Source organism: Lentzea sokolovensis (genome assembly GCF_033949975.1).
Classification (GTDB): Bacteria; Actinomycetota; Actinomycetes; order Mycobacteriales; family Pseudonocardiaceae; genus Lentzea; species Lentzea sokolovensis.
The window spans coordinates 222,118-234,348 of record NZ_JAXAVU010000007.1 but is presented as its reverse complement, the minus strand read 5'-3'; the positions used below and the strand labels follow the sequence as shown (position 1 = coordinate 234,348).

At 69.0% G+C, this 12,231-nt stretch carries 15 protein-coding genes; 3 read left to right on the top strand and 12 right to left on the bottom strand.

Translation table 11 applies throughout. The features are described 5' to 3' along the window. The first annotated feature begins 20 nt into the window (after positions 1-20). Entirely contained in the window at positions 21-1,166 is a 1,146-nt protein-coding gene (locus tag SK854_RS13380; protein ID WP_406601771.1) for a glycosyltransferase, read from the top strand. An 18-nt stretch (positions 1,167-1,184) separates the two neighbouring features. Here the strand turns inward: SK854_RS13380 and SK854_RS13375 are convergent, their stop codons facing one another. The 6 genes from SK854_RS13375 to SK854_RS13350 form a co-directional block, all read right to left on the bottom strand. Next, entirely contained in the window at positions 1,185-1,568 is a 384-nt protein-coding gene (locus SK854_RS13375) for an STAS domain-containing protein (RefSeq protein WP_319975395.1), read from the bottom strand. Between the two features lie 103 nt (positions 1,569-1,671). Continuing rightward, positions 1,672-2,040: a response regulator gene (locus SK854_RS13370; protein WP_319975394.1), complete on the bottom strand. Its 369-nt coding sequence runs from the start codon at positions 2,038-2,040 to the stop codon at positions 1,672-1,674. Beyond that, a complete protein-coding gene (locus SK854_RS13365) occupies positions 2,037-3,062 on the bottom strand; it encodes a PAS domain-containing sensor histidine kinase (RefSeq protein WP_319975393.1) in 1,026 nt (341 codons plus the stop codon). The genes SK854_RS13370 and SK854_RS13365 overlap by 4 nt, the downstream gene beginning before the upstream one ends. Before the next feature lie 16 nt (positions 3,063-3,078). Then, positions 3,079-3,441 carry an ATP-binding protein gene (locus SK854_RS13360; RefSeq protein ID WP_319975392.1) on the bottom strand — a complete coding sequence of 121 codons (363 nt, stop codon included), beginning with the start codon at positions 3,439-3,441 and terminating at the stop codon, positions 3,079-3,081. A 76-nt stretch (positions 3,442-3,517) separates the two neighbouring features. Continuing rightward, a complete protein-coding gene (locus SK854_RS13355) occupies positions 3,518-4,138 on the bottom strand; it encodes a response regulator transcription factor (protein WP_319975391.1) in 621 nt (206 codons plus the stop codon). Between the two features lie 5 nt (positions 4,139-4,143). Continuing rightward, complete coding sequence (locus tag SK854_RS13350) at positions 4,144-5,139, bottom strand: FAD-binding oxidoreductase (protein WP_319975390.1); 996 nt, start codon at positions 5,137-5,139, stop codon at positions 4,144-4,146. Between the two features lie 70 nt (positions 5,140-5,209). Here SK854_RS13350 and SK854_RS13345 point away from each other — a divergent pair, with 70 nt between their 5' ends. Further along, positions 5,210-6,079 (top strand): LysR family transcriptional regulator, encoded by an 870-nt coding sequence (locus SK854_RS13345; RefSeq protein WP_319975389.1) that lies wholly within the window; start codon positions 5,210-5,212, stop codon positions 6,077-6,079. Positions 6,080-6,288: 209 nt separating this feature from the next. Continuing rightward, entirely contained in the window at positions 6,289-7,470 is a 1,182-nt protein-coding gene (tuf, locus tag SK854_RS13340) for an elongation factor Tu (protein WP_319975388.1), read from the top strand. A 75-nt stretch (positions 7,471-7,545) separates the two neighbouring features. Here the strand turns inward: tuf and SK854_RS13335 are convergent, their stop codons facing one another. From SK854_RS13335 to SK854_RS13310, 6 genes are read right to left on the bottom strand one after another with little or no spacing between them, the layout of a single operon-like run. Continuing rightward, positions 7,546-7,941, bottom strand: a complete 396-nt coding sequence (locus SK854_RS13335; protein WP_319975387.1) for a hypothetical protein — start codon at positions 7,939-7,941, stop codon at positions 7,546-7,548. Between the two features lie 36 nt (positions 7,942-7,977). Beyond that, the gene (locus tag SK854_RS13330; protein WP_319975386.1) at positions 7,978-8,928 is read right to left on the bottom strand and encodes a TIGR03557 family F420-dependent LLM class oxidoreductase; all 951 of its coding nucleotides are present in this window, start codon (positions 8,926-8,928) and stop codon (positions 7,978-7,980) included. Then, complete coding sequence (locus tag SK854_RS13325) at positions 8,925-10,682, bottom strand: thiamine pyrophosphate-requiring protein (RefSeq protein WP_319975385.1); 1,758 nt, start codon at positions 10,680-10,682, stop codon at positions 8,925-8,927. Before SK854_RS13325 ends, SK854_RS13330 begins: the two co-directional genes overlap by 4 nt. Beyond that, the gene (locus SK854_RS13320) at positions 10,679-11,401 is read right to left on the bottom strand and encodes a metallophosphoesterase family protein (protein WP_319975384.1); all 723 of its coding nucleotides are present in this window, start codon (positions 11,399-11,401) and stop codon (positions 10,679-10,681) included. The genes SK854_RS13325 and SK854_RS13320 overlap by 4 nt, the downstream gene beginning before the upstream one ends. After that, positions 11,398-11,646, bottom strand: a complete 249-nt coding sequence (locus SK854_RS13315; protein ID WP_093592439.1) for a BON domain-containing protein — start codon at positions 11,644-11,646, stop codon at positions 11,398-11,400. The genes SK854_RS13320 and SK854_RS13315 overlap by 4 nt, the downstream gene beginning before the upstream one ends. Then, complete coding sequence (locus SK854_RS13310; protein ID WP_319975383.1) at positions 11,609-12,199, bottom strand: nucleotidyltransferase family protein; 591 nt, start codon at positions 12,197-12,199, stop codon at positions 11,609-11,611. The genes SK854_RS13315 and SK854_RS13310 overlap by 38 nt, the downstream gene beginning before the upstream one ends. Positions 12,200-12,231: the final 32 nt, after the last annotated feature.

The following is a 12,231-nucleotide window of genomic DNA, read 5'->3' as shown; positions in this document are numbered from 1 at the left end:
ACAGCACCTAATCTGGCCGGGTGCGCATTCTCTTCTCGAGCCTAGGCTCACACGGACACGTTTACCCGATACTTCCGCTCGCGATCGCCGCGCGAGCGCAAGGACATGACGTTCTCTACGCCGTCGACTCCGGATTCCACGCGACCGTGGAAAAGCTGGGGTTCACGGTGGTCGACGCGGGCATCAGCATCTGGGAGGCGTTCCGCCAGGCCAACGAGCTGCACGGCACGGGCGAGTTCCGGCGTGACATGTTGCGCCAGACGGCCGTCGACGCGTTCGGGTCCGTGCTGCCCAGGGCCTTCGTGAACGATCTGGAGCCGGTGCTCGAACGGGACAAACCAGACCTGGTCGTCTTCGAGCTGATCAACCCCGGCGCGGGCCTCGCCGCCATGCGCGCCGGGATTCCGACGGTGTGCCACGGATTCGGCAAGATGGACGAATCCCTCATTCCGGAGGCAATGAGCGGCCTCCTTCTGGAGTACGTCACCGAACTCGGTATCACGTTGCCCGATGGGCAGCATTACGGACTCGGATCGACTTATCTGGACGTCTTCCCGCCGTCTTTGCAGAACCTGGACTTTCTTGCGGACGTGGATCGAATTCCGATGCGTCCTGTTCCGTTCGCCGAGCCGGGCGAATTGCCCGATTGGGTCGTGGCGCACGAAAGGCCGCTCGTCTACCTGACGTTCGGCACCGCGTTCTCGAACCCGGACGTGCTGCGGACCGCGATCGCCGGGCTCTCGGGCGTGGACGCCGAGGTGCTGGTCGCGACCGGGCCGCAGGTCGATCCGTCCGTGCTGACCGACGTGCCGGGCAACGTGCACGTGCTCCCGTGGGTGCCTCAGGCGGATCTGCTCGCGCACGCAGATCTCGTCGTGCACCACGGCGGTGCCGGCACCACGGTCGCCGCGATGACGCACGGCCTGCCGCAGCTGGTGCTGCCGCAGGGAGCCGACCAGTTCCGCAACGCCGAGATCGTCGAGGACACCCGGCTGGGCGGCCGTCTCGTCGGCGAGGACTTCACAGCGGACGCCGTGCACGAGACCGCACGAAAGTTGTTGAAGGACAACGAGGTACAGGCCGCGAACGCCGCCATCGCCGCGGAGATCGCGGCCATGCCGCACCCCGGCGACGTGGTACCGAAGCTGGCCGAACTGGCCGGCTGACGACGTGCGGACCGGTGCCTACTCGCTGGGCACCGGTTTCAGCGCCGACAACGCCTCCTCGACGGAGTCGTGCAGCGCGAGGACGTCGGCCACCCCCGTGACCTGCAACGGTCGTCTCACGGCCCGCTGCGGCGCGACGACGTGCAGTTTCTTGCCCAGCTCGTCGGCGTGCTCATGGGCCGAGATCAGCGTTGAGATGCCGGTCGAGCCGAAGAAGCTGACCTCCGTCAGGTCGGCGATCAGCGCGGGCCCTGCGCTCTCGAAGGCGCGACGCACCGCGTCCAGCACCTCGTCGGCCGTGTCGACGTCGATCTCGCCTTCCACCGCGATGACCGCGATCCCGGCGACAGTCGCGACACGGACCGTGAGCAGCGGCGATTCCTTGAACTCTTCTTCGTTCACCAGCACTCCCCGGTGGCCGAAGGCGCACGAGACTCGGACTCCGAGCACGCTGCTGAACCCGGCTATCGCCCCGACGTTACGGCCGTTGCTTCCCCATCACAACCTATCGTCCCCCCAACCTCCGGACGGCGGCGACCAGTTCGGTGTTGCGCACACCCTTCGCCAGGTAGTCCGTGACGCCCGCCCGGCGCATCTCGTCGACGGCGCCGGGGTCGGTGTAGGCGGAGAACGCCAGGATCCGCGTTCCGGGCGCACGCTGCAGGATCTCGGACGCCGCGTGCGAGCCACCGCCGAACGGCATCCGCACGTCGAGCACGACCACCGCCGGCGCGTGCCGTTCGGCCAGTTCGACGGCCTCGCGGGCGTCGGCGGCGACCGCCACGACCTCCAGGTCCGGCTCGTCGTCGAGCACGTCCCGCAGGACGTCCCTGATCAGGGGATCGTCATCGGCGATCAGCACGCGGACGATCACGGCCGCACGTCCGGGAGCCAGAACTCGACGAGAGTGCCTCCGCCCTCGCGCGCCGTCACGGTGCACCAGCCACCGATGGCCACCGCCCGTTCGCGCATCTCGATCAGGCCGAAGTGACTCGTGTTCTGGTCGAGGCCGGGGATCCCGACGCCGTCGTCCATCACCCGGACCAGGAATCCCCGGTCCACAGTGGACAGGTCGAGGACGGTGAGCGACGCACGCGCGTGCTTGCGGACGTTGGTCAGCGCCTCCTGGCAGATGCGGAAGATCGTGATGGCCGCGTCGTCGCCCGGCTCGCGTTCGAGCCCGTACCGGATCTCCCCGACCATGGAGGTGTCGGCGAGGTAGGCGGCCAGCGAGTCGCGCAGACCCTGGCGCTCGATACCCGGAGGGCGCACGCGGAACACCAGGTTGCGCAGCCTGCTGATGGTGGCGCGGACCGCTCCGTCGAGCTGCCCGACCATCTCGCGGTGCTCCTCCGGCAGTTTGCGGGCGAGCAGCTGCAGCCTCATGTCGACGGCGACCATGGCCTGGATGGTGTCGTCGTGGACGTCCCACGCGATGCGCTGCCGTTCCTTCTCCTGCGCCTCCACGAGGTGGGTGAGCAGCCGGCGCCGGTCGGTGAGCTGCTGCTCGGCGCGCCGCCGCTCGGTCATGTCTCGGGTGACCTTGCCGAACCCGCGCAGCTCACCGGCGTCGTCGTGGAGCGCCGTGATGATCACGTTCGCCCAGAAGCGCGTGCCGTCCTTGCGCACCCGCCAGCCCTCGTCCTCGATCGCCCCGTCGGCCTTCGCGACCCGCAGCTCCCACTCCGGCTTGCCCGAGCTGACGTCCTCCGGCGGGTAGAAGGCCGAGAAGTGCCGTCCGATGATCTCCTCGGCGGTGTAGCCCTTGATGCGCTCGGCGCCGGCGTTCCAGCTCACGATGTGCCCGCCGGGGTCGAGCATGAAGATGGCGTAGTCGCGCACCCCCTGCACGAGCAGCCGAAAGAGATCGCTGTCGCGCCACGCTTCCGGTTGCACGGCCTCATCATGGTGGCTACGCGGTCAGCTCACACCAGACGACCTTCTGACCTGCCCGTTCGGTGACACCCCAGCTCTCGCCGAGCGTCGCGACGAGTTGCAGGCCCCAGCCGCCGGCACGTGGTCCGTGGTCGGTGGCGTCGTCCGCGACCTCGACCAGCACCTGGTACTCGCCGACGAAGAGGCGCACGACGGGGCGGCCGCTGCCGTGGCGGACGGCGTTGGTGGCGAGTTCGTTGACGACGAGCACGACGTCCTCGTGGTTGCCGCGATAGCCGCAGACGAGCGCGGCGCGGCGGGCGAAGTCCCTGGCCAGTGCCACGCCGCCGCGCCGGTCGTTCTCCGGGAGGGAGAAGACGGCTTCGGTGAGCGGACTCATGACCACTCCATCACGGTCCACCAACCGCGCTGGTCAGGGCAGACGCAGACAGATCAGGCCGTCTGGTGCAGGTGCATCAGTCGAGCAGGCCCTCGCGGCGGGCGATCGACACGGCTTCGAGCTGCGAGCGCGCGCCGAGCTTGTCGAGAACGCGCTGCACGTGGTTGCGCGCGGTGTTGCGGGCGACGCCGAGCCTGGTCGAGATCTGGTCGGTGCCCACGCCGTCCGCGAGCAGCAACAACGTCTCCTGCTCGCGCGCGGTGAGCGAGGCACCGGCGGTCTTGACCCTGCCGGTCAGCCGGTCGAGCACGCCCGCGAGCAGCCGCGAGTCGAACACGACCTCGCCCGCCGCGACCATGCGCACGGCCTCGACCAGGTCGTCCAGCCGTGCCGACTTGAGGATCAGCCCCGCGCCACCGGCCTCGGCGACGCGCGCGGCGACCGACGCCGTCGCCTCGCCGGTCAGCACCAGCACCTTGGCGCCGGCCCTGACGAACTCAGGGATCAGCGCGGTGCCGTCGCCGTCGGGCAGTCTGCGGTCGAGGAGGACGACGTCGGGCCTCCCGCGGACTATTTCCGCGAGAGCAGTGGCGACACTGGACGCACGGGCGATCACGGTGAACCCGGCCCGTTCCAGAGCCTGCCCGATCGCCTCGGCCACCATGTCGTGGTCCTCCACGAGAACCACACTGGTCATACAGGTCAGCCTACGGCGTAACGGAAATTCCGCGACCGTCCGACCACGAACGGTCGCACCTGGTCGAACACCTCTTCGTGCTGCTTCTCGACGCCCAACTGGGGCGAGATGAGCTTGATGAGGTGAGTGGCCTCGGTGTTGAGAGCTCCTCCCAGCGGCAGCACCCCGAAGAAGATCTCGGCACTGGAGTGCGCGGCGGCCTCCCTGGCGTTGTGCAGCGCTTCCAGTGGCAGGTCGCTCAGCAGGACGTTGTCGCCCTGGTAGGTGTGCGGCGGCAGTGGTTTTCCGGCGGCCTGCGCGAACGGCTTCGCGCTGAACTCCTCCTTCACCGTGGGCGCGACGCGGAGATGGTTGACGTCGAACGGCTTCGTGCTCGCGAAGGTGATGCGCACGACGTCACCGAGGGTGGTGAGCGCCGGGGTGACGTGATCCGGCAGGTCCCAGCCGTGGAACGCCTCGAACACCTCGGGTGCGTGCTGGGCCTCGAAGAACATCTCGCCCGCGTGGACCTCGTCGATCGGCAGGAGTTCGAACTCCAGCGCGGTGACGACGTCGCCCACCCTGCCGGTCTGGCGGACGCGCTCGCTCGCGAAGCCGAACTCCCTGGCCAGCACGCTGAATCCGCCACCGAGGGTGTAGCCGACGACACCGACGTCGCTCGCGTCGCCGCTGAGCGGGGCGAGGCCGTGCGGGGCGGCCTGCTCGATCACCTGCTGCCACACCGCGCCCGCCTCGGCCCTGGCGGTCTTGGTCTCGACGTCGATCTCGACGTTGTTCATGCGCCTGGTGGAGATCAGGACGCCGGTCGTGGCCGTGGTCAGGCCGTGGCCGGTGCTCTGGATCGCGTACTCGTGGCCGTGAGTCTTGGCGTGACCGACGGCTTCTTCGACGTCCTGTGCGTTCTCCACGGCGAAGATCACCTGTGGTTCGTGGCGGAGTCCGGTCTGGAAACCGCTGCGTTCCTCGTCGTAGCCGGTGTCTCCCGGGTAGAAAATCTCCATGTCTCCAGGGTTGCTGGCCTGGTCTCATAAGTCCAAGATCTAGTTGTGCTGCTTTCTATAATCATTGGTTATGGAGCTTCGGCAGCTGGAGTACTTCGTCGCGGTCGTGGAGTCGGGCTCGTTCACGCGGGCGGCGGAACGGGCGCACGTCGCGCAGCCCGGGGTCAGCGCGCAGATCCGGCGGCTGGAGCGGGAGCTCGGGCACGACCTGCTGGACCGGTCGGGGCGCACCGTGACGCTGACCGACGTCGGTGCGGCGGTCCTGCCGTTGGCACGGGCGGCGCTGGGGTCGGTGGAGGCGGCGCGGCGAACCGTGGAGGAGATGGCCGGATTGGTGCGAGGCGCCGTGCGCGTCGGGATGGTCGTGTCCTGCGGGATCATGGACCTGCCCGAGCTGCTGTCGGCGTTCCACTCGTCGTTCCCCGCCGTCGAGATCACGTTGTCGGAAGCCAACTCCGACACGCTGATCTCGTCCCTCGTGGACGGTCGGCTGGACTTCGCCCTCGTCGGGTACGCGGGACCGGAGCCGGAGGGGTTGTCGGTCCGGGTGCTGGCCGACGAACCGCTCGTGGCCGCGGTCTCCGCGTCGGATCCCTGGCACGGCAGGGAGTCCGTGCCGCTGGACGAGCTGCTGGAGCGCGGGTTGATCAGCCTGCCGCCGGGGACGGGGTTGCGCGGCGCGCTGGACGCCGCCTGCGGATCGCGCCGGCCGCGGATCGCGTTCGAGGCCTCCGCACCGCCGATGGTGATCACGCTGGCGCAGCGCGGGCTCGGTCCGGCGATCCTGGCGGCGTCGATGGTGGGGGATCTGCACGCCGTGCGGATCACCGATCCCGTGCCGCACAGCAGGCTCGCCTTCGCGTGGCGCGCGGAGGGTCCGCACAGCCCGGCCGCGCGGGCGTTGATCGGGCTCGCGAAAAACCAGGTGACAACGAATTAGCCCGCCTGTCACCATCGACGCATGTTCCTGACGGCTGAGCACAACACGTACGCAGGTGTTCCTGCGGACGCGCTCGCCGTTGTCCTGGCACAGCTGGCCGGCGCCCGACTCTGACCCTTCTCCAGTCCATCCTTCAGGACCACTGGAGGAGGGTTGTAGCGGTCCATCGGTTCTGAACCTCCAGCTGCACATCCCAGGGACACAGGGCAATGAAGCAAGAGTTCGTGCGCGCCAAGCCGCACCTCAACATCGGCACCATGGGGCACGTCGACCACGGCAAGACCACGCTGACCGCGGCCATCACCAAAGTTCTGTCCGAAAAGGACCCTTCGGGCACGACCTTCACGGCGTTCGACCGGATCGACCGGGCGCCGGAGGAGCTGGCCCGCGGCATCACGATCAACATCGCGCACGTCGAGTACGAGACGCCGACGCGTCACTACGCGCACGTCGACATGCCCGGCCACGCCGACTACGTGAAGAACATGATCACGGGGGCGGCGCAGCTGGACGGCGCGATCCTCGTGGTGTCCGCGGAGGACGGCACGATGCCGCAGACGCGCGAGCACGTGGTGCTCGCGCACCGCGTGGGCGTGCCGTACGTGGTGGTGGCGCTGAACAAGGCCGACGCGGTGAGCGACCCGGAGCTGCTCGACCTGGTGGAGCTGGAGATCCGCGACCTGCTCTCCCAGTACGGCTTCGACGGCGACGCCACACCGGTCGTGCGGGTGTCCGGCCTGCGCGCGCTGCAGGGCGACCCCGAGTGGGTGCAGTCGGTGGTGTCGTTGCTCGACGCCGTGGACTCGCACGTGCCGGTGCCGGAACGGGACATCTCCGGTCCGTTCCTGATGCCGATCGAGAACGTCCTGACCATCACCGGCCGCGGCACCGTCGTGACCGGCGCGGTGGAACGCGGCGTGCTCGGCCTCGGCGACCAGGTCGAGGTGCTCGGTCTCGGCGACGCCGTGTCGTCCGTGGCCACCGGCATCGAGACGTTCGGCAAGCCCATGCAGCAGGCCCAGGCGGGAGACAACGCCGCGATCCTGCTGCGCGGGGTGAAGCGCGGCGACGTCCGGCGCGGCCAGGTCCTGGCCCTGCCGGGCAGCGTCGCGCCGCACACCCGGTTCCGCGCGACCGTGTACCTGCTCTCGCACGCCGAGGGCGGCAGGCACACGGGCATCGCGTCGAACTACCGCCCGCAGTTCCACTTCCGCACCGGCGACGTCGTCGGCGTGGTGGAGCTCGACAGGACGCTGGCCCTGCCAGGTGACACCGTCGAGGTCACGGTGGAGCTGGGCAAGGCGGTGGCGATGGACACCGGGCTGGGCTTCGCGATTCGCGAGGGCGGCAAGACCGTGGGTGCCGGCACGGTCGGCGAGATCCTCGCCTGAGGCGGCGGCGACGGCCCGAGAAGGTGGTCGCGCTGCCTTGCAGAGCGCGGCGGGACTTCGTGTCCCGCCGCGCTTTCACGCGTTGAGCAACGCACGGATGTGGGCGTGTTCGGGAACGGGGAGCGAGCGGGCGAGGTAGAGCTCGTCGAGCGGCCGGACGAGTGCGCGCAACTCACGGGCCGATCTGCCCGGCAGGACGCGCAGGGCCTCCGCCAGGACTCCTCGTGAGGTGACCGGATCACCCCATTCGCACCCCATGCAGCCGCAGTCGTCAGGCTGGTAGCCGACGATCGCACGGGCCGGGCCGTGCACGAACCGGGACCAGGTGGCGAAGGATCTGGCGACCGCACCGGGATGGAAGTTGTCGCGCTCGAACGCGGCTATCGCGTTGGTCGCCGCGGCGGAAAGCCGGGCCACCTGAGGAACTGGCTGACTGGTCCGCTGCTCGCGGACGGGGCGCCTACGCGGCATGGCCCTTTCTGGTGGTCATGCCGCGATCCTAGCCCGTCACACGTCGAGCAGGGGCACGACTTCCTTGGCCCAGAACTCGAAGAACTCCTGCTGGTTCGGCCCGATCTGCTGCACGTAGACCTCGTCGAACCCGGCCTCGGCGAACTCCCTGACCTTCTCCGCGTACTTCTCGGGGTCCGGGCCGCACGGGATCGCCTTCGCGATCATCTCGGGCGTGACCAGTTCCGAGGCCTGCTCGAAGTGCTTCGGCGTCGGCAGCACCTGGGCCAGTTCGCCGGGCAGGCCGTCGTTGGGCCACAACCGATGCGCGGTGGCGACCGCGTCCTCTTCGGACGCGGCGTAGCAGACCTTGAGCCCGCTCTGCGCCGGCCCACGGCCGCCCTCGGCGCGATACTGCTTCACCAGATCGCCGGCCGGGCCGACGCACACGTAGCCGTCGCCGCAGCGTGCCGCGAGCCGCACCGCCTTGGGGCCGAACGCCGAGACGTAGATCGGCACCGGCCGTTCGGGCACGGTGTAGAGACGGGCGTTCTCGACGGTGTAGTGCTTGCCGTGGTGGGTGACCTCGTCGCCCTGGTGCAGCGTGCGAATGAGGCCGATCGCCTCCTCCAGCATCTCGAGCCGCACGTCGGCGGACGGCCAGCGGTCGCCCAGGACGTGTTCGTTCAGCGCCTCGCCGCTGCCGACGCCGAGCACGAAACGGCCTTCGGTCTGCACGGCCGCGGTGGCGGCGGCCTGCGCGATGACGGCCGGGTGGATTCGGACGATCGGGCACGTCACGGCCGTGGTGATCGGCAACGTGACGGCCTCGGACAGCGCGCCGATCGTGCCCCAGACGAACGGGGACTGGCCCTGTTCGTCGTTCCAAGGGTGGAAGTGGTCGGAGATCCACAGCGCCTCGAAGCCGTGCTCCTGCGCCATTCGAGCGTTGCGGACCAGGTCGCGTGGTCCGTGTTCTTCTGAGGAAAGGAAATAGCCCGTGATCACGGCAGCAACTCCTGGATCTTGGTCTTGAGGCCGCGCGTCATCAGGTCCCACGCGTCGGGGTCGCCGCGCAGCACGGCCTCGGTCATGTCCTTGATCTGCTCGAACGTCGCGTGCGGCGGGATCGGCGGCACGTTCGGGTCGCAGCGCACGTCGAGCACGGTCGAGCCGTCGAACGCGAGCGCCGTCTCCCACGCCGTGCTGAGCTGCGCCGGGTCGTTGACCTCGATGCCCTGCAGGCCGATCGACCGGGCGAAGGCGGCGTACGAGATGTCCGGAAGTGTCTGCGACTCCTCGAACTTCGGCGCACCGCCCATCGCGCGCAGCTCCCACGTGACCTGGTTGAGGTCGTTGTTGTGGAACACGCAGACGACGCAACGGATGCCGTATCGCCGCAGGGTCAGCAACTCCGCCATGCCGTTCATCTGCATCGCGCCGTCGCCGACCAACGCGATCAACGGCCGGTCCGGCTGCGCGAAGGAGGCGCCCAGCGCGTACGGGACCGCGCAGCCCATCGTGGCCAGCGTGCCGGACAGCGAGGACCGCACGTTGCCCCGGATCTTGAGCAGCCGCGCGTACCAGTTGGTCGCCGAACCCGAGTCCGCGGTGACGATCGCGTTGTGCGGCAGCCGTTTCGAGAGCTCGGAGACGATCCGCATCGGGTTGACGGGGTCGGCGGGCACCTGCGCCTGCCGTTCCACGACCTCCCACCAGCGCTCGACGTTCGCCTCGATCGTCTCCCGCCACGAGCGGTCTTCCTTGCGCTCCAGCAACGGGATCAGCGCGCGCAAAGTCGCTCCCGCGTCACCGACGAGGTTGACCTCGGTCGGGTAGCGCATGCCGATCGCCCGGCCGTCGAGGTCGATCTGCACGCCTCGGGCGGACCCGAACTTCGGCAGGAACTGGGAGTACGGGAAGTTCGATCCGATGATCAGCAACCGGTCGCAGTCGCGCATCATCTCGTACGACGGCCGGGTGCCGAGCAGCCCGATCGATCCGGTCACGTACGGCAGGTCGTCGGGCAGCACGTCCTTGCCCAGCAACGCCTTCGCGACGCCGGCGCCCAGCACCTCCGCGGTCGCGCGCACCTCGTCGGACGCTCCGCGCGCACCCTGGCCGATCAGGATCGCGACCTTCTCGCCGCTGTTCAGCACCTCGGCGGCGCGCTGCACCTCGTCATCAGCGGGCACGACGGTCGACGACGGACGGGACGGCGGGCTCGACGGGATGTACTTGAACTCGTACTTGGGCGCGGCGTACTCCTGCTCCTGCACGTCGTTCGGGATGATCAGCACGGCGGGCGCGCGATCGGCTGCGGCCGTGCGCATCGCCCGATCCAGCGCGTTGGGCAGCTGCTCGGGCACCGTCACGTCGACCAGGTACGAGGCGACGTCGCGGAACAACGAGTGCAGGTCGACTTCCTGCTGATAGCTGCCACCCAGCGCGGTGCGGGCGGTCTGGCCGACGATCGCGACGACCGGGACGTGGTCGAGCTTCGCGTCGTACAGGCCGTTGAGCAGGTGGATCGCGCCGGGTCCGGAGGTCGCGAGGCAGACACCCACGTCACCGCTGAACTTCGCGAAGCCGACGGCGGCGAACGCGGCCATCTCCTCGTGGCGGGTCTGGATGAACTTCGGGTCGTTGTCCGCCTTGCCGAACGCGGCCACGATCCCGTTGATGCCGTCGCCGGGATACGCGAACACCTGCTTGACACCCCAGTCCCGCAGGCGCTGCACGACGAAGTCGCCGACGGTCATGAAGAGGTCCCTTCCAGCACGTACACCGTGTAGGCGGAGCGGATGATCGGCTGCGCGACGTTGCGGACCCGCACCCCGCCCGGCGTCATGCCCTGCTCGGTGCCGAAGTGCGCGTGGCCGTGCACGGCGAGATCCGTGCCGGTGGCGTCGATGGCCTCGCCGAGCAGGTACGAGCCGAGGAACGGGTAGATCTCCGGCGGTTCGCCGCGCAACGTGTCCGGCACCGGCGCGTAGTGCGTCAACGCGACCTTGATGTCGGTGTCCAGTTCGGACAGTGCGCCCTGCAGGTTCTCCGCGATCTCGCAGGTGTGCTGGATGAACGCCTTCATCTCGCGCTCGCCGAACGCGCTGCCGCACTTGCCCGCGAACCCGCCGCCGAACCCCTTCACGCCCGCGATGCCGATCGAGCAGCCGTTCGCCCGATGGGTGAACGTCGTGCCCTCCAGCACGTGGATGCCCTTGTCCTGCAAAGTCTTCGTGACTTCGAGCGGTTTGTCGTCGTGGTGGTCGTGGTTGCCCAGGACCGCGACGACGGGCACCGGCAGGTCCGCGAACTCGTCCGCGACGACGGAGGCCTCGACGACCGTGCCGTGCCGCGTCAGGTCACCGGCCAGCAGCAGGACGTCGGCGTGCTCGCCGACCTTCTCCAACGCCGGTCGGAGATGCCCGCGCATGTCCTCGCCGAGGTGGATGTCCCCGACCGCAGCGACTCGGATCATCGCAGGTCCTCCTCACCCTCCGGTTCGCCCGCAGGTGTCACGCGCACGTCGTTGAAGATCGTCAGTTCGGGGGCGGCCTCGTGCAGGACCTCTTCCAGCGCGGCACGGCGGTCCGCGCACGCCACGTCGCCGGAGAGCATCACGTGATCACCGCGCACGGTGACGCGCACGCCGAGCTCGGCCGTGCGCGGGTCCTCGGCCACCGCCCTACGCAGATTTGCTGCCAGGTACTGCTCGGAACTCATGGTCACTCCCGATGATGTCCAGGCGTTCGATGAGGACCAGGAACGCTTCCGCGTAAGGAGAGTCCTTGGTCTCCTCGCGCACCTGCTCCCAGTCGATCTGTTCTCGCAGCGCGCGGGCGAACGGCAGCAGTTCGCTGAAGTCGCAGCGGTGCCCGTCCAGCACGAGCAGCTTGCTGCTCAGCACGAACGTCGCCGGCATGACCGGCAGCATCACCGAACCGACCGGCATCTCCTCGGCCATCGCGAGGATCTCGTCGGTGACGAGGCGTTCGTTCGGCCGGAAGAGCAGGTCCACCAACGAATCCCCGTCGTAGACCTTGAGCAGCCAGTCCTCCGGCGGCTCCGCGGCGCGAAGCCCGCGCTTCACCAGCACGCGCACGGCCTCGGTGGCGTCCTCCGGGCGCACCAGAAGATCCACGTCGTGCTCGCTCGCCGGCCCGCCCCGCGCATAGCCCGCGCAACCACCCGTCAGCGCGAAGGGGATCTCCGCGCCACGTAAAGCGTTGGCGACCTTGACCAACGTCCGCAGCAGCTCGTCCTGCAGTCCGCTCATGCACTTCGGGCTACCCGCCGAACTGCGGTGTG